Origin of the sequence: Jannaschia sp. S6380 (assembly GCF_023015695.1) — a bacterium.
In the GTDB taxonomy this organism is placed as follows: Bacteria; Pseudomonadota; Alphaproteobacteria; order Rhodobacterales; family Rhodobacteraceae; genus Jannaschia.
The window spans coordinates 13,361-27,766 of sequence record NZ_JALKAS010000001.1; the positions used below are offsets into that span (position 1 = coordinate 13,361).

At 65.9% G+C, this 14,406-nt stretch carries 21 protein-coding genes; 20 read left to right on the top strand and 1 reads right to left on the bottom strand.

Annotated elements, in window-relative coordinates:
* Window positions 1-4: 4 nt before the first annotated feature.
* The 6 genes from rpsN to rpmD all read left to right on the top strand — a co-directional run bounded on the left by rpsN (window position 5) and on the right by rpmD (window position 2,516).
* The gene (gene rpsN / locus MWU52_RS00115; protein WP_246947926.1) at window positions 5-310 is read left to right on the top strand and encodes a 30S ribosomal protein S14; all 306 of its coding nucleotides are present in this window, start codon (window positions 5-7) and stop codon (window positions 308-310) included.
* A gap of 14 nt (window positions 311-324) precedes the next feature.
* Window positions 325-717, top strand: coding sequence for a 30S ribosomal protein S8 (gene rpsH, locus MWU52_RS00120; RefSeq protein WP_246947927.1), 393 nt, complete (start codon window positions 325-327; stop codon window positions 715-717).
* Window positions 718-727: 10 nt separating this feature from the next.
* On the top strand, window positions 728-1,261 hold the full coding sequence (rplF, locus tag MWU52_RS00125; RefSeq protein WP_246947930.1) for a 50S ribosomal protein L6: 534 nt from the start codon (window positions 728-730) through the stop codon (window positions 1,259-1,261).
* An 11-nt stretch (window positions 1,262-1,272) separates the two neighbouring features.
* Window positions 1,273-1,632: a 50S ribosomal protein L18 gene (rplR, locus tag MWU52_RS00130; RefSeq protein WP_246947933.1), complete on the top strand. Its 360-nt coding sequence runs from the start codon at window positions 1,273-1,275 to the stop codon at window positions 1,630-1,632.
* 101 nt (window positions 1,633-1,733) lie between these two features.
* Window positions 1,734-2,324, top strand: a complete 591-nt coding sequence (rpsE, locus tag MWU52_RS00135; RefSeq protein WP_246947944.1) for a 30S ribosomal protein S5 — start codon at window positions 1,734-1,736, stop codon at window positions 2,322-2,324.
* A gap of 3 nt (window positions 2,325-2,327) precedes the next feature.
* The gene (gene rpmD, locus MWU52_RS00140) at window positions 2,328-2,516 is read left to right on the top strand and encodes a 50S ribosomal protein L30 (RefSeq protein WP_246947946.1); all 189 of its coding nucleotides are present in this window, start codon (window positions 2,328-2,330) and stop codon (window positions 2,514-2,516) included.
* Between the two features lie 29 nt (window positions 2,517-2,545).
* On the opposite strand, the gene MWU52_RS00145 is transcribed toward rpmD, so the two are convergent.
* A complete protein-coding gene (locus MWU52_RS00145) occupies window positions 2,546-3,331 on the bottom strand; it encodes a vWA domain-containing protein (protein WP_246947948.1) in 786 nt (261 codons plus the stop codon).
* Window positions 3,332-3,499: 168 nt separating this feature from the next.
* Between MWU52_RS00145 and rplO the strand changes: the two genes are divergently transcribed.
* From rplO to MWU52_RS00215, 14 genes are all read left to right on the top strand, one after another.
* On the top strand, window positions 3,500-3,967 hold the full coding sequence (rplO, locus tag MWU52_RS00150; protein ID WP_246947955.1) for a 50S ribosomal protein L15: 468 nt from the start codon (window positions 3,500-3,502) through the stop codon (window positions 3,965-3,967).
* Window positions 3,968-4,074: 107 nt separating this feature from the next.
* Window positions 4,075-5,433, top strand: a complete 1,359-nt coding sequence (gene secY, locus MWU52_RS00155; protein ID WP_246947958.1) for a preprotein translocase subunit SecY — start codon at window positions 4,075-4,077, stop codon at window positions 5,431-5,433.
* Complete coding sequence (locus tag MWU52_RS00160; RefSeq protein ID WP_246947963.1) at window positions 5,430-6,080, top strand: adenylate kinase; 651 nt, start codon at window positions 5,430-5,432, stop codon at window positions 6,078-6,080. Before secY ends, MWU52_RS00160 begins: the two co-directional genes overlap by 4 nt.
* Window positions 6,081-6,247: 167 nt before the next feature.
* Window positions 6,248-6,616, top strand: coding sequence for a 30S ribosomal protein S13 (gene rpsM / locus MWU52_RS00165; RefSeq protein ID WP_246952697.1), 369 nt, complete (start codon window positions 6,248-6,250; stop codon window positions 6,614-6,616).
* Between the two features lie 11 nt (window positions 6,617-6,627).
* Window positions 6,628-7,020 carry a 30S ribosomal protein S11 gene (gene rpsK / locus MWU52_RS00170; RefSeq protein WP_246947965.1) on the top strand — a complete coding sequence of 131 codons (393 nt, stop codon included), beginning with the start codon at window positions 6,628-6,630 and terminating at the stop codon, window positions 7,018-7,020.
* Between the two features lie 115 nt (window positions 7,021-7,135).
* Window positions 7,136-8,152 carry a DNA-directed RNA polymerase subunit alpha gene (locus tag MWU52_RS00175; protein ID WP_246947967.1) on the top strand — a complete coding sequence of 339 codons (1,017 nt, stop codon included), beginning with the start codon at window positions 7,136-7,138 and terminating at the stop codon, window positions 8,150-8,152.
* A 115-nt stretch (window positions 8,153-8,267) separates the two neighbouring features.
* Complete coding sequence (rplQ, locus tag MWU52_RS00180) at window positions 8,268-8,687, top strand: 50S ribosomal protein L17 (protein ID WP_246947968.1); 420 nt, start codon at window positions 8,268-8,270, stop codon at window positions 8,685-8,687.
* 195 nt (window positions 8,688-8,882) lie between these two features.
* Entirely contained in the window at window positions 8,883-9,497 is a 615-nt protein-coding gene (locus MWU52_RS00185; RefSeq protein WP_246947969.1) for an autoinducer binding domain-containing protein, read from the top strand.
* A 73-nt stretch (window positions 9,498-9,570) separates the two neighbouring features.
* Window positions 9,571-10,158 carry an acyl-homoserine-lactone synthase gene (locus MWU52_RS00190; protein ID WP_246947970.1) on the top strand — a complete coding sequence of 196 codons (588 nt, stop codon included), beginning with the start codon at window positions 9,571-9,573 and terminating at the stop codon, window positions 10,156-10,158.
* A 66-nt stretch (window positions 10,159-10,224) separates the two neighbouring features.
* Window positions 10,225-11,550, top strand: a complete 1,326-nt coding sequence (locus MWU52_RS00195; protein ID WP_246947971.1) for a replication-associated recombination protein A — start codon at window positions 10,225-10,227, stop codon at window positions 11,548-11,550.
* 31 nt (window positions 11,551-11,581) lie between these two features.
* Window positions 11,582-11,947 (top strand): fluoride efflux transporter CrcB, encoded by a 366-nt coding sequence (crcB, locus tag MWU52_RS00200; RefSeq protein WP_246947972.1) that lies wholly within the window; start codon window positions 11,582-11,584, stop codon window positions 11,945-11,947.
* Window positions 11,944-12,987 (top strand): RluA family pseudouridine synthase, encoded by a 1,044-nt coding sequence (locus tag MWU52_RS00205; protein ID WP_246947975.1) that lies wholly within the window; start codon window positions 11,944-11,946, stop codon window positions 12,985-12,987. The genes crcB and MWU52_RS00205 overlap by 4 nt, the downstream gene beginning before the upstream one ends.
* The gene (locus tag MWU52_RS00210) at window positions 12,980-13,642 is read left to right on the top strand and encodes an HAD-IA family hydrolase (RefSeq protein ID WP_246947977.1); all 663 of its coding nucleotides are present in this window, start codon (window positions 12,980-12,982) and stop codon (window positions 13,640-13,642) included. The genes MWU52_RS00205 and MWU52_RS00210 overlap by 8 nt, the downstream gene beginning before the upstream one ends.
* A complete protein-coding gene (locus tag MWU52_RS00215; RefSeq protein ID WP_246947978.1) occupies window positions 13,639-14,349 on the top strand; it encodes an ATP12 family protein in 711 nt (236 codons plus the stop codon). Before MWU52_RS00210 ends, MWU52_RS00215 begins: the two co-directional genes overlap by 4 nt.
* The last annotated feature ends 57 nt before the right edge of the window (window positions 14,350-14,406 follow it).

Below are 14,406 nucleotides of genomic sequence, written 5' to 3' on the forward strand. Positions count from 1 at the left end.
GAGCATGGCCAAGGAATCCATGATCGAACGCCAGAAGAAGCGCGAGCGGCTGGTGAAGCAATACGCCGCCAAGCGCGCGTCTCTGAAGGAGATCGCGAACGACGAGTCCAAGCCGATGGAAGAGCGTTTCAAGGCCCGGCTGAAGCTGGCCGAATTGCCGCGCAACTCCTCGCCCACCCGTCTCAACAACCGCTGCCAGCTGACCGGTCGGCCCCGTGCCTATTATCGCAAGCTCAAGCTGTCCCGCATCATGCTGCGCGATCTCGCATCGCAGGGGAAGATCCCCGGCATGGTCAAGTCCAGCTGGTAAGGGAGGTCAGATAGATGAACGATCCCATCGGTGATATGCTGACCCGCATCCGCAATGCGCAGATGCGTGGCAAGTCCACCGTCTCCACCCCCGCCTCCAAGCTGCGGGCCCATGTCCTGGATGTCCTCGCAGACGAGGGCTACATCCGCGGCTACGAGTCCGCCTCGGACCGCCAGGGCCATCCGACGCTGGAAATCTCGCTGAAGTACTACGAGGGCGTGCCCGTCATCCGCGAAGTGAAGCGGATCTCCAAGCCTGGCCGTCGCGTGTATCTCGGTGTCGACAACCTGCCTTCGGTCCGCCAGGGCCTTGGTGTCTCGATCGTCTCGACGTCCAAGGGCGTCATGTCCGATGCAGCCGCTCGCTCCGCCAATGTCGGTGGCGAAGTGCTCTGCACGGTATTCTGAGGAGGGTAGTATGTCTCGTATCGGCAAACGCCCCGTCGAACTGCCTTCGGGCGTCGAAGCCTCGGTCTCGGGCCAGACGGTCTCGGTGAAGGGGCCCAAGGGCACCCGTGAGTTCACCGCGACCGACGACGTCACGCTGACTGTCGCGGACAACGCCGTGAAGGTCGAGCCGCGCGGCAAGTCCAAGCGGGCGCGCCAGCAGTGGGGCCTGTCCCGCACCATGGTCGAAAACCTGGTGACCGGCGTGACCACCGGCTTCAAGAAGGAACTGGAGATCACCGGCGTCGGTTACCGCGCACAGATGCAGGGGAACACCCTGAAGCTGGCGCTCGGCTATAGCCACGACGTGAACTTCGACGTCCCCGAGGGCGTTACCGTCACCGCGCCCAAGCAGACCGAAGTGGTCGTCGAAGGCATCGATCAGCAGCTCGTCGGCCAGGTCGCGGCCAACATCCGCGAATGGCGCGCGCCGGAGCCCTACAAGGGCAAGGGCATCCGCTACAAGGGCGAGTACATCTTCCGCAAGGAAGGCAAGAAGAAGTAAGGACCAGTCAGATGGCAAACAGCAAACGGGATCTGTTCCTCAAGCGCCGCCTGCGCGTCCGGAACAAGCTTCGCAAGATGGCCGCCGGGCGTCCGCGCCTGTCGGTGCATCGTTCGAACAAGAACATCAGCGTCCAGGTGATCGACGACGTGGAAGGGCGGACCCTCGCGTCCGCCTCGACCATGGAGAAGGACTTGGGCGTCGTCGGCAAGAACAACGTCGAGGCGGCCACGAAGGTCGGCGCGGCGATCGCCGAGCGTGCCAAGAAGGCCGGGGTCGAAGATGTGTATTTCGACCGGGGCGGCTTCCTCTTTCACGGGAAGGTCAAGGCCCTCGCCGACGCCGCCCGCGAAGGTGGCCTGAAGTTTTGAGTGTTGTGGGGCGCCTGAACGGGCGCTCCCGATGATCCGGGGGCCGTGCGCCCACCGAGGATCGAGAAAACCGGGCAGCCGCCCGAAACAGGAGATGCCGCATGGCAGAACGTGACAACAATCGTGGGCGGGGCCGTGGCCGCGACCGCGACGAAACCCCGGAATTCGCCGACCGCCTGGTCGCCATCAACCGCGTCTCCAAGACGGTGAAGGGCGGCAAGCGCTTCGGTTTCGCGGCGCTCGTCGTCGTGGGCGACCAGAAGGGCCGCGTCGGCTTCGGCAAGGGCAAGGCCAAGGAGGTCCCCGAGGCCATCCGCAAGGCCACCGAACAGGCCAAGCGCCAGATGATCCGCGTTGCCCTGAAGGACGGCCGGACGCTGCACCACGACATGAACGGGCGTCACGGCGCCGGTCGCGTCGTCATGCGCACGGCACCGGAGGGCACGGGCATCATCGCCGGCGGCCCGATGCGTGCCGTGTTCGAGATGCTGGGCATCAAGGATATCGTGTCGAAGTCGATCGGCTCGCAGAATCCCTACAACATGATCCGCGCCACGCTCGATGGCCTGCAAAAGGAATCGAGCCCCCGTTCGGTCGCGCAGCGTCGCGGCAAGAAGGTCGCCGACATCCTGCGCAAGGACGACGGCCCGAAGATGGACGGCGAACAGGCGCCCGTCGCCGAGGAGGCCTGATCAATGGCTAAGACGATCGTCGTGAAGCAGATCGGATCCCCGATCCGACGCCCCCAGGATCAGCGCGCGACGCTGATCGGCCTGGGCCTGAACAAGATGCACAAGACGCGCGAGCTGGAGGACACCCCCAGCGTGCGCGGCATGGTCAACAAGATCCCGCATCTCGTGGAAATCATCGAAGAACGGGGCTGAACTCCCTCGGGGGCGCTTGCACCTCCGAGCTATCGCCTCGAACGCCCCGGCCCGGAAACGGCCGGGGCGTTTGCGTTCGCGGCGACCTGCGCCGTCCGGAGGGCGCGTTCTACCGGCAAGGAATCGGGGTTGATGCCTGCGACGGCGCAGCCGAGGACCTGCCGCAGGACTTCCACCAGCGCATCGACGGTCTCGGGCAGTGCGTAGTGCCCGCCGGTCAGATCGGCGAGACATCGTGCCGCGACCTCGCCTCGGGGGAAGGGGCGCTGAAGCACCGTATGCCCGCCAGATATGTCGCCGACGACTTTGAATCCGATCACGTGGATCGTCAGATCGGCCGCATCCCGCGCGAGGCGTTCCGCCAGGACGCAAGGGCGGCCGGCGCATGTATCGTTGCCGTCGGTCACGACGACCACCATTCCGGGCCGGGTTCTGAACCGCAGCGTCTCGGCCGCCCTGGTCGTGGCTTCGGCAAGCGGCGTAAGGCCGATCGGTTCGAGCCGGTCGATGACCTCGAGGATGGGGGCCGCAGCCTCAGGCATGGGCGCGAAATGCGTCCGCACGCTGTCGCAGGACCCCTCGGGCCCGGGGCCGTAGGTTACGAGCCCGATGCGCCGGGTGTCCTCGACGGCCGGCAGCACGCGCCGCATTGCTTCGCGCGCATCTCGGATCCGAGGTGGATCGCCGGCATTGATTCCGATTTCGGCCATGGAGGCCGATCCGTCGAACACGATCATCGCATCCGTATCGCAGGCGGCGGACGCCGTGCGAGCGGCTACGGCGAAGACGAGCAGGGCGGCGACGGCGCTGTTCATGACCGATGATCGCAGCCCCCGGGCAACCGATCAAGTGTCGCAGCGCGGACTTGCATCGTGCGGGGACCGGGTGTAGTGCCGCGCGGTGCCTACGGGCGCACAAGGAATCGAAACGCCGTGTCCGCCCATTTTCGCTTCGGGGGCGCGTCCGGCAGGAAAGGAAGCGACATGAAACTCAACGATCTTCGCGACAATCCCGGCGCGACGCACAAGCCCAAGCGGGTTGGTCGCGGCGCCGGTTCGGGCATCGGCAAGACCGGTGGCCGCGGCATCAAGGGTCAGAAGTCCCGCTCGGGCGTGGCGATCAACGGCTACGAGGGCGGCCAGATGCCGCTCTACCAGCGTCTGCCCAAGCGCGGCTTCAACAAGCCGAACCGCAAGGCTTTTGCCGTCGTCAACCTGTCCAAGCTGCAGGAGTTCATCGACAACGGCAAGCTCGACGCCAACAACGTGACCGAGGACAGCCTTGTCGAGGCCGGCGTGGTGCGCCGCAAGCTGGACGGCGTTCGGCTTCTGGGTAAGGGCGAGCTTTCCGCCAAGGCCACGATCACCGTGACCGGCGCCTCGAAGGGCGCGGTCGAGGCGGTCGAGAAGGCTGGCGGATCGGTCACGGTCGCCGAGCGCGCCGAAGCCTGATCGGTTGTAGGCGGGCGCCGGTCCGCTTACATGAACCCAAGTTTTCCTAGCGCCGCCTGACGGGAAAGCCCGGCGGGCGGCGTTTCAGTTATCCAAGAGGGGCTCGCATGGCTTCAGCTGCGGAGCAAATGGCCGCGAACATGAGCTGGGGGGCGTTCGGCAAGGCGAAAGAGCTGCGCCAACGCATCCTGTTCACGATCGGCCTGCTGATCATCTATCGCATTGGCACGTATATTCCGGTTCCCGGCATCGACGCGGTCGAGCTGCGCAACTTCGTCGAACAGGCGAGTGCGGGTCTGGGGGGCGTGCTCAACATGTTCACCGGCGGCGCGATCGGCCGGATGGGGGTCTTCGCCCTGGGCATCATGCCCTATATCTCGGCGTCGATCATCGTGCAGCTGATGACGGCGATGGTCCCGCAACTCGAGAACCTCAAGAAGGAGGGCGAGCAGGGGCGCAAGAAGATCAACCAGTACACCCGCTACGGCACGGTGGCGCTTGCAACGTTGCAAGGCTACGGCTTGGCGGTATCGCTGCAATCGGGCAATCTCGTCCATGATCCGGGCTGGTTCTTCATAGCGTCCTGCGTGATCACGCTGGTCGGCGGCACGATGTTCCTGATGTGGCTGGGCGAGCAGATCACCGCGCGCGGCATCGGCAACGGCATCTCGCTGATCATCTTCGTGGGCATCGTCGCCGAACTTCCCGCCGCCTTTGCCCAGTTCTTCGAAAGCGGTCGTACGGGCGCGCTGTCGACGCCTGTGGTTCTCGGCGTGATCCTGATGTTGCTGGGAACGCTTCTTTTCGTCGTGTTCATGGAGCGCAGCCTGCGCAAGATCCACATCCAGTACCCGCGCCGGCAGGTCGGCATGAAGGTCTATGACGGCGGATCCAGCCACCTTCCCATCAAGGTGAACCCGGCCGGCGTCATCCCGGCGATCTTCGCTTCGTCGCTCCTGCTGCTGCCGACCACGATCGCGACGTTCTCGGGCCAGAACACCGGCCCGGTCATGTCGACGATCCTCGCCTATTTCGGTCCCGGACAGATCCTCTACCTGCTGTTCTTCGCGGCGATGATCATCTTCTTCGCGTATTTCTATACGCACAACGTTGCCTTCAAGACGGATGACGTGGCCGACAACCTGAAGAACCAGAACGGATTCATCCCCGGCATCCGGCCGGGCCGGCGCACGGCGGAGTATCTGGAATACGTCGTCAACCGCGTGCTGGTCCTCGGCTCCGCCTATCTGGCCCTGGTCTGCCTGATCCCCGAGATCGTCCGGCAGGAGCTTGCCATCACGGCCTATTTCGGCGGAACGTCGATCCTGATCATCGTGTCCGTGGGAATGGATACGATCCAGCAGGTCCAGTCGCATCTGCTTGCCCATCAGTACGAGGGGCTGATCGAGAAATCGCAGCTGCGCGGCAAACGGCGCGGACGGAATAAGGGGACGGCGCGTCGATGAACATCATACTGCTGGGCCCGCCGGGGGCGGGGAAGGGGACCCAGGCCAGGCGACTGGAGGTCGAGCGCGACATGATCCAACTTTCGACCGGTGACATGCTGCGCGAGGCGCGGTCGTCGGGAACCGAGATGGGCGAGCGCGTCGCCGCGATCATGGATGCCGGCCAGCTCGTGACGGACGAAATCGTCATCGGCCTGATCGAGGAGAAACTTCGTGGCGATCGGGCCGGCGGCTTCATCTTCGACGGCTTCCCGCGCACACTTGCCCAGGCGGACGCGCTGTCGGAGATCCTGGCCAAGCATGATGCGACGCTGGATGCTGTCGTGGAGATGCGCGTCGACGACGCCGCCTTGGTCGAGCGGATCGTGGCGCGGTCGACCTGCGCTAACTGCGGCGAAGTCTACAACGACATCACCAAGCCCATCCCGGACGACGGGAAGTGCACGAATTGCGGCGGCACGGAGTTCAAACGTCGCGCCGACGACAACGCCGAGGCGCTGACCACGCGGTTGATGGAATACTACAAGAAGACGTCGCCGTTGATCGGGTACTACTATGCCAAGGACCAGCTCCGGCCGGTCGACGGTCTGGGCGAGATCGACGCGGTCGCGCAATCGATTTCGGCCGTTCTGCAAGAAACTTCTTGACAGGGCGTTGCGCACCGCTTGACGCCCCTATCGGAAGGCCTTAGGTCGCAGTCTCCACCGGGAATCACCTCGATTCCCGGTGATCTGTTTTGGCCCCGCCGATCGGCCCGGGCCGTTGTGAAAAAAGGTTCTGGGACTACGGAACCGCAACGAAAAAGGAAGCACACTTGGCTCGTATTGCTGGCGTCAACATTCCGACGGGGAAACGTGTTCCCGTCGCACTCACCTATATCACGGGCATCGGTCCGTCGAAGGCGAAGGAGATCATCGAGGCGGTCGGTATCGACGGTGGCCGTCGGGTCAACGAACTGTCCGATGCCGAAGTCCTTTCGATCCGCGAGTTCATCGACGCCAACGTCACGGTCGAGGGCGACCTGCGCCGCGAGACGCAGATGAACGTCAAGCGGCTGATGGATCTGGGTTGCTACCGCGGCCTGCGCCATCGTCGCAACCTGCCCGTTCGCGGTCAGCGCACCCACACCAACGCACGCACGCGCAAGGGCCCCGCGAAGGCCATTGCCGGCAAGAAGAAGTGAGGGTCTGACAGATGGCACGTGATACCCGTCGCGCCCCCAAGCGCAAGGAACGTAAGAACATCGCCGCCGGTGTGGCGCATGTGAATTCGTCGTTCAACAACACCAAGATCCTGATTTCCGACGTTCAGGGCAATGCCATCAGCTGGTCCTCGGCCGGCACGATGGGCTTCAAGGGATCGCGCAAGTCGACGCCCTATGCCGCCCAGATGGCTGCCGAGGACGCCGGCAAGAAGGCGCAGGAGCACGGCATGAAGACCCTCGAGGTCGAAGTGCAGGGCCCCGGTGGCGGTCGCGAGAGCGCGTTGCGCGCCCTGGCCGCCGTCGGCCTGCAGATCACCGCGATCCGCGACGTGACGCCGATCGCGCATAACGGTGTCCGTCCGCCGAAGCGTCGCCGGGTCTGACCCGCACAGTCTTACAGGGCAGGGGCCGTTCGCGCGGCCCCTGTCACGCCGTTTAATCACCTCGGGGTTCCTGCGCCATCCGCCCCGGCGCAGGACGGGAATGGAGGGACAGGGCATGATCCACAAGAATTGGCAGGAACTCATCAAGCCGTCGCAGCTTGAGGTCCGTCCGGGCAACAACCCGGCACGTCAGGCGACGGTCGTCGCCGAACCGCTCGAGCGGGGCTTCGGCCTGACGCTGGGCAACGCGCTGCGGCGGGTGCTGATGTCGTCGCTGCAGGGCGCCGCCGTGACCAGCGTCCAGATCGACAACGTCCTGCACGAGTTCAGCAGCGTGTCCGGCGTCCGCGAGGATGTGACCGACATCGTGTTGAACCTCAAGGGCGTCAGCCTGCGCATGGATGTCGAGGGGCCGAAGCGCGTCTCGATCAGCGCGAAGGGTCCGATGGTCGTCACCGCCGGCGACATCTCGGAGACGAACGGGATCGAGGTGCTGAACCGCGACCACGTGATCTGTCACCTCGACGACGGTGCCGATCTCTATGTGGAACTGACGGTCAACACCGGCAAAGGCTATGTCTCGGCCGACAAGAACAAGCCCGAGGATGCGCCCATCGGCCTGATCCCGATCGACGCGATCTATTCGCCGGTCAAGAAGGTCTCCTACGAAGTGCAGCCGACCCGCGAGGGGCAGGTGCTGGACTACGACAAGCTGACCCTGAAGCTGGAAACGGACGGCTCGCTCGCGCCCGACGATGCGGTGGCCTATGCGGCCCGCATCCTGCAGGATCAGCTTCAGATCTTCGTCAACTTCGACGAGCCCGAAGCCGCGCGCGGTGCCGAGGCGGCGGACGACCTGGAGTTCAACCCGCTGCTTCTCAAGAAGGTCGATGAGCTGGAATTGTCGGTCCGGTCGGCGAACTGCCTGAAGAACGACAACATCGTCTATATCGGCGACCTGATCCAGAAGACCGAAGCCGAGATGCTGCGGACGCCGAACTTCGGCCGCAAATCCCTGAACGAGATCAAGGAGGTGCTCTCGGGCATGGGCCTGCATCTTGGCATGGATATCGTCGACTGGCCGCCGGAGAACATCGAGGATCTGGCCAAGAAGTTCGAAAACGAGTTCTGAGTTTCGTCGCGGGCGTCGCGAGGCGCCCCCGGCCCCCTGGGTATCCTGCCCCAATAGGTGAGGGGATCGCACGCACGATCCCCCGGACAAAGCACAAGCAAACGGAGATGAACCAATGCGCCACGCCCGCGGATACCGCCGCCTGAATCGAACCCACGAGCATCGCAAGGCGATGTTCGCCAACATGGCCGGCTCGCTGATCGAGCACGAGCAGATCAAGACGACCCTGCCCAAGGCGAAGGAACTGCGCCCGATCGTCGAGAAGATGGTGACGCTGGCCGGCCGCGGCGACCTGCATGCGCGCCGCCTGCTGCGTTCGCGCCTGAAGGAGGACCGCCATCTGGCCAAGCTGATGGACATCCTTGGGCCGCGCTACAAGGATCGTCAGGGCGGGTACGTCCGGATCCTGAAGGCCGGTTTCCGCTATGGTGACATGGCGCCGATGGCGATCATCGAGTTCGTCGATCGTGACGTCGATGCCAAGGGTGCGTCTGACCGGGCCCGCCTCGAGGCCGAGGACGCCGCCGAGGCGTGATTGCCCGCCGCGCGCCAAGAACGGGCCCCGTCGGAAACGGCGGGGCCTTTCGTTTGCCACGGCCGCGGATCTCATGGTCGACGTACCGCTGTGAAACGCCGCGTCACCCGGTGATGTTAGCACTTCTTTAACCACCAGCGCTCTTTACTGGGGCAGGCGGTTGCCGAAGGCCCAGCCAACGAATGGAAACATCCGATGTCCGAGAGACGACGCAAGATGGTCGAATACCTGCAGCGGCTGGGAACGCTTGCCCCCATGGGATATTCCGCCGGGATTCAGATCCGCTTCGCCACGCCTCTCTACATGCGCAGCACCTATCCGCAGGCCTGGCAGAACGAATATGCCGAAAACGCCTATTCCCTGCGCGATCCGCTGGTGTTCTGGGGCATCAGCAAGACAGGCAGCATCCGCTGGAGCGAGATCACATTGCCCGATCCGTTCGGCGTCCTTGCCAGCGCACGGGCCCACGGGCTGACCTATGGCGCCGTCACCTCCTGCGGCAAGATCACCTCGCGGACGATCGTGGGGATCGCCCGGGCCGACCGCGAGTTCGAGGACGATGAAATCGCCGAGGCCGCCGCGATCGCCGCTGCGCTGCACGAGGTGACGGATGCGCCCAAGGAGCTGACCCCGGTGACAGCGGAGGCGCTGTCGCTGGTCAGCGATGGGATGACATCGGGTGCGGCGGCGGCCCGCCTGGGCATTTCCGAAGGGGCGTTCGAGGCGCGCCTGAAATCCGCCCGATCCGACCTTGGTGTCGCGACCACGGCCGAGGCCCTTAGAATGGCGAGAGAGTTCAAGCTGATCTAACCCCCACATTTCGAATGATGAGCAGACCAAGGCCCCCGGCGTCCCCGACGACCGGCAAAGAGAGATATCGCCCATGCAAGTGACGACCCTATCCTTCGACAACCTGCATGCCCATGGATCGCTTTTCGCCGACCTGTTGCGCGCCCGGCACCGGACGTTCATCGAACAGGCCAAGTGGGATCTGCCCGCCGCCGACGGGATGGAGTTTGACCAGTACGATACCCCCGCCAGCCGCTGGGTCGCGGTCCATGATGGCGGGCGGATCCTGGCCGGCGTCCGTCTGACGCCGACGACCCACCGATGCGGCATCTATTCCTACATGATCCGGGACGCGCAGCGGGGTCTGCTCGAGACGATTCCCTCAACCCTGCTGTTCGACGCCGCCCCGGTCGCGCCGGATGTGTGGGAATCAAGCCGGGTGTTCGTCTGTCACGACGTCCCGGCCCGGCTGCGCATGCGGGTCCAGATGCAGTTGATCAGCCGGATGGTCGAAAGCGGCCGCGCCCTCGGCGCCTCGCGCGTTCTGGGGCTGATCCCCGCGAACTCGCCGCGTCTGGCCCGGCGGGTCGGGCTCGACTGCGTTCCCGCGGGGCCCGTGATGGATATCGGCGGGTCGGACAGTGTCTGCGTGAACATCTCGATGGCAACGAAGATGCACTGACAATCGGCTTCGGCCACCCTGGACCGGCGGGTTTATCCGCAAGCCTTTCCGCAGTAGATGACGGGGATGGCAGACCTTTTCGACAGTGCGGGGCCGCCCGCAAATGGCGGCCCGAACCGCGATGTGCCGCTGGCGGACCGGCTGCGCCCGACCGGTCTGGATCAGGTGATCGGACAGGGTCACCTGCTTGGGCCGGATGGCGCGCTGACGGTCATGCTGCGGGGGACCTTGCCGAGCCTGATCCTCTGGGGGCCGCCGGGTGTGGGCAAGACCACCATCGCACGTCTGCTGGCAGACCGTTCGGGGCTGCATTTCGTCCAGATCAGCGCGATCTTCACCGGGGTCGCCGACCTGCGGAAGGTGTTCGAGACCGCGCGCCACCGCCGGGCGAACGGGCAGGGGACGCTGCTGTTCGTCGACGAGATCCACCGGTTCAACAAGGCGCAGCAGGACGGCTTCCTGCCGCATATGGAGGACGGGACGATTACCTTGGTCGGCGCGACCACCGAGAACCCCTCCTTCGAGTTGAACGCCGCCCTGATGAGCCGGGCGCAGGTCCTCGTGCTGCAGCGCCTGACCTTGCGCGACATGGAGCTTCTGACCCAACGGGCCGAGAAGGAACTGGGCGCCAAGCTGCCGCTGAACGGCGAGGCGCGCGAGGCGATGCAGGAGATGGCCGATGGCGACGGGCGCGCGCTTCTGAACCTGGTGGAACAGGTCGCCGCCTGGGGCGCGGCGAAGCCCGTGGATCGCGACACGCTGGCCACGCGGCTGCAACGGCGCGCCGCGCAATACGACAAGTCGGGCGACAGCCATTTCAACCTGATCTCGGCGCTGCACAAGTCGGTGCGGGGATCGGACCCGGATGCCGCGCTCTACTGGCTGGCAAGGATGCTGAAGGGGGGCGAGGATCCACGCTACCTCGCCCGGCGCGTGACCCGGATGGCGGTCGAGGATATCGGCCTCGCCGACCCGCAGGCGCAGGGCATCTGCCTGCAGGCGTGGGAGACGTTCGAGCGTCTGGGCAGCCCCGAGGGCGAGCTGGCCATCGCGAACGCCGTCGTCTACCTGGCGCTCGCCCCGAAGTCGAACGCGGCCTATGCAGCCCACAAGGCCGCGATGCGCCAGGCCGGCGAGACCGGCTCGGAGCCACCCCCCAAACACATCTTGAACGCGCCGACCAAGATGATGAAGGAGCAGGGCTACGGCTCCGGCTATGCCTACGATCATGATCAGACGGACGGCTTCTCGGGTCAGAACTACTTCCCCGACGGCTTGAAGCGCCCGGTCTATTACGTGCCCGTCGACCGCGGGTTCGAGCGGGAGCTGGGGCGCCGGCTGGACTGGTTCGTGGAACAGCGCGCCAAGCGAGGCGCGAAGGGCAATGGTTGACACCGCGCCCGCGAGGTTCGACAGCACGCACATGACCTTTCCCCTGATCTCCGTGGCCCTGGGCGGCGCAATCGGCGCGTCGCTGCGTTTCTTGCTGGGGTTGGCGCTGATGCGTCCGGGCTTTCCGGTCGCGATCCTGACGGCGAATGTCCTCGGCTCCTTCTTGATGGGGATTGCCGTCGTGGTGCTGGGGCGCGCGGGGCTGCCGGAATGGCAGCCCTTCGTGCTGACGGGGCTCCTTGGCGGGTTCACCACGTTCTCGGCCTTCTCGCTGGAGACGGTGACGTTGTTCGAACGCGGCGCGGTCGGGCAGGCGACGCTTTATGTCGGGCTGTCGGTCGGCCTTAGCCTCGCGGCAATCGTCCTCGGCGTGACGCTCGCGCGGGGTGTGGCATGAGCGGCGTGCAGACGATCGACGTGGGCGCGGGCGAGGGGGACCAGCGGCTGGACCGATGGCTGCGGCGCCGGTTTCCGAATGTGAGCCAGGGCCAGGTCGAGAAGATGTGCCGCAAGGGCGACCTGCGCGTCGATGGCGGTCGGGTCAAGGCGAACACCCGTGTGCAGGTGGGACAATCCGTTCGCATCCCGCCGCTGCCGGACGATCGCGGCCCGGCGGCCCCGCGCCGCGACAAGGTGATGGCGGCCGATGCCGAGATGATCCGGGCCTGCGTGATCTATCGCGACGAACATATCATTGCGCTGAACAAGCCGCCGGGGCTCGCCTCGCAGGGTGGGTCGGGACAGGTGCGGCATGTTGACGGGCTAGGCGACGCGCTGCGCTTCGACAGCGAGGAGCAGCCGCGGCTGGTGCATCGTCTCGACAAGGACACGTCCGGCGTCATGATCATGGCGCGCAGCCGCCTGACCGCCGCGCAGCTGTCCGAGGCCTTCCGCGCCCGCGATACGCGCAAGATCTATTGGGCCGCCGTCGCGGGCGTGCCGCACCCGCGGATGGGCACCGTCCGCTACGGGTTGGTCAAGGCCGGCGGGGGCGGTGACGGGGGCGAGAAGATGCGCGCGGTCCACCCCGAGGAAGTCGACGACGTACCGGGCGCAAAGCGTGCGACGAGCGATTATGCCATCCTGGAGAACCTCGGGTCGCGCGGGGCGTGGGTCGCGCTCGTGCCGGTGACGGGGCGTACGCACCAGTTGCGCGTCCACATGGCCGAGATCGGGCACCCGATCGTCGGCGACGGTAAGTATGGCGGCGCGGGGCAGGAAAACCAGGGCGACGGCTGGGGCGCGTCCTTCGGCGGCGAGATCAGCCGCAAGCTGCACCTGCACGCGCGGTCGCTGTCGTTGACGCATCCGATCACCGGCGCGCGCCTGAACCTGACGGCGCCGCTGCCGGAGCACATGCAGCGCACGTGGGAGATGTTGGGCTGGAACGGTATGGACGTGCCCGCCGACCCGTTTGCGGAAGACGGCCTTGGCTGAGGGATTGGTTCTGTTCGATGTCGACGGGACGCTGGTCGATGGCGAGGGCCAGATCAGCGACACCATGGCCGCCGCTTTCGCCGCGGCGGGCCTGCACCCGCCGACGCGCGCCGCGGTGGCCTCGACGATCGGATTGTCCTTGCCCGAGATGGTCCAGGCGCTGATTCCCCCGTCCGAAGCGGGCCTTCGCGACAAGGTCATCGCGGGTTACCGTCTTCGCTACATCGATGCGCTAAACCGCCGGGAGGAGCCGCCGGTCTTCGATGGGGCCGAGACGACGCTGTTGCGGCTGCGTCGGTCGGGCTGGACTCTGGGCCTCGTGACCGGAAAATCGCGGCGCGGCGTGGACTACCTGCTCGACGCGATGGACTGGCGCGGGCATTTCGCAACGGTCCAGTGCGCGGACGACAACATCTCGAAGCCGCATCCCGAAATGGTTCTGCGCGCGCTGTCGGAGACCGGCACGACGGTCGATCGGACAGTGATCGTTGGCGACACCACATACGACATGGAGATGGGCCGCGCCGCGGGCATTCGGGCGCTCGGGGTGGCCTGGGGATACCACACAGCGGACAGGCTGATGCGCGCCGGGGCGGAGGCCGTCGCAGCCGATTTCGCAAGCCTCGCCCTCTGGATCGACGGAGAGAAAACATGAGCGAGTGGGCGACCAAGCGCTTCTGGAAGGACGCGACTGTCGAAACGGTTGCCGACGGATTCGCCATCCGTCTGGACGGGCGCCCGGTGCGAACCCCGGCCAAGACGGAACTGGTCGTGCCGTCCCGCACGCTGGCCGAAGGGATCGCCGAGGAATGGCGTGCCCAGGGCGAACGGGTCGATCCGATGACCATGCCGCTGACGCGGGCGGCCAACGCCGCGCTCGACAAGGTCGTCCCCCAGCATGCCGAGGTGGCGTCGAACCTCGCCGAATATGGCGGCTCCGATCTGATCTGCTACCGCGCGCCGGGCCCCGAAGGTTTGGTCGCGCGGCAAGTCGCGGCTTGGGACCCGCTCGTCGCGAAGGCGGCGGAGCGGTTCGGCGCCGAACTTCGGGTGACGCAAGGAATCGTTCCCGTCCCCCAATCCCCCACCGCCCTTGACGCACTTCGCGCGCGGGTGGCCGCGATGGATGCCTGGGAGTTGACGGCCTTGTCCGAATTCGTCTCGCTGTCGGGCAGCCTGATCATCGGACTGGCCGCGATGGAAGGCGACCCGCCCGAGCCGCTCTGGCAGGCCAGTCGCGTCGATGAGGATTGGCAGGCGGAGCAGTGGGGCGTCGACGAGGCCGAGGCCGGACGCGTCGACGCGAAACGCGCGGCGTTCTTTCAGGCGCATTGTTTCCTGACCGCATTGCGCGCCGGCTGACGCCTGTCGGACCAGGGGCGCTGCTCATCCGGGCATCCCGGGCCGGATGTCCCGTCT

Bases quoted from the DNA above. Each gene is read 5' to 3' on its own strand.
- rpsN (WP_246947926.1), top strand. From the start codon at position 5: ATGGCCAAGGAATCCATGATCGAACGCCAGAAGAAGCGCGAGCGGCTG.
- rpsH (WP_246947927.1), top strand. From the start codon at position 325: ATGAACGATCCCATCGGTGATATGCTGACCCGCATCCGCAATGCGCAG.
- rplF (WP_246947930.1), top strand. From the start codon at position 728: ATGTCTCGTATCGGCAAACGCCCCGTCGAACTGCCTTCGGGCGTCGAA.
- rplR (WP_246947933.1), top strand. From the start codon at position 1,273: ATGGCAAACAGCAAACGGGATCTGTTCCTCAAGCGCCGCCTGCGCGTC.
- rpsE (WP_246947944.1), top strand. From the start codon at position 1,734: ATGGCAGAACGTGACAACAATCGTGGGCGGGGCCGTGGCCGCGACCGC.
- rpmD (WP_246947946.1), top strand. From the start codon at position 2,328: ATGGCTAAGACGATCGTCGTGAAGCAGATCGGATCCCCGATCCGACGC.
- MWU52_RS00145 (WP_246947948.1), bottom strand. From the start codon at position 3,331: ATGAACAGCGCCGTCGCCGCCCTGCTCGTCTTCGCCGTAGCCGCTCGC.
- rplO (WP_246947955.1), top strand. From the start codon at position 3,500: ATGAAACTCAACGATCTTCGCGACAATCCCGGCGCGACGCACAAGCCC.
- secY (WP_246947958.1), top strand. From the start codon at position 4,075: ATGGCTTCAGCTGCGGAGCAAATGGCCGCGAACATGAGCTGGGGGGCG.
- MWU52_RS00160 (WP_246947963.1), top strand. From the start codon at position 5,430: ATGAACATCATACTGCTGGGCCCGCCGGGGGCGGGGAAGGGGACCCAG.
- rpsK (WP_246947965.1), top strand. From the start codon at position 6,628: ATGGCACGTGATACCCGTCGCGCCCCCAAGCGCAAGGAACGTAAGAAC.
- MWU52_RS00175 (WP_246947967.1), top strand. From the start codon at position 7,136: ATGATCCACAAGAATTGGCAGGAACTCATCAAGCCGTCGCAGCTTGAG.
- rplQ (WP_246947968.1), top strand. From the start codon at position 8,268: ATGCGCCACGCCCGCGGATACCGCCGCCTGAATCGAACCCACGAGCAT.
- MWU52_RS00185 (WP_246947969.1), top strand. From the start codon at position 8,883: ATGTCCGAGAGACGACGCAAGATGGTCGAATACCTGCAGCGGCTGGGA.
- MWU52_RS00190 (WP_246947970.1), top strand. From the start codon at position 9,571: ATGCAAGTGACGACCCTATCCTTCGACAACCTGCATGCCCATGGATCG.
- MWU52_RS00195 (WP_246947971.1), top strand. From the start codon at position 10,225: ATGGCAGACCTTTTCGACAGTGCGGGGCCGCCCGCAAATGGCGGCCCG.
- crcB (WP_246947972.1), top strand. From the start codon at position 11,582: ATGACCTTTCCCCTGATCTCCGTGGCCCTGGGCGGCGCAATCGGCGCG.
- MWU52_RS00205 (WP_246947975.1), top strand. From the start codon at position 11,944: ATGAGCGGCGTGCAGACGATCGACGTGGGCGCGGGCGAGGGGGACCAG.
- MWU52_RS00215 (WP_246947978.1), top strand. From the start codon at position 13,639: ATGAGCGAGTGGGCGACCAAGCGCTTCTGGAAGGACGCGACTGTCGAA.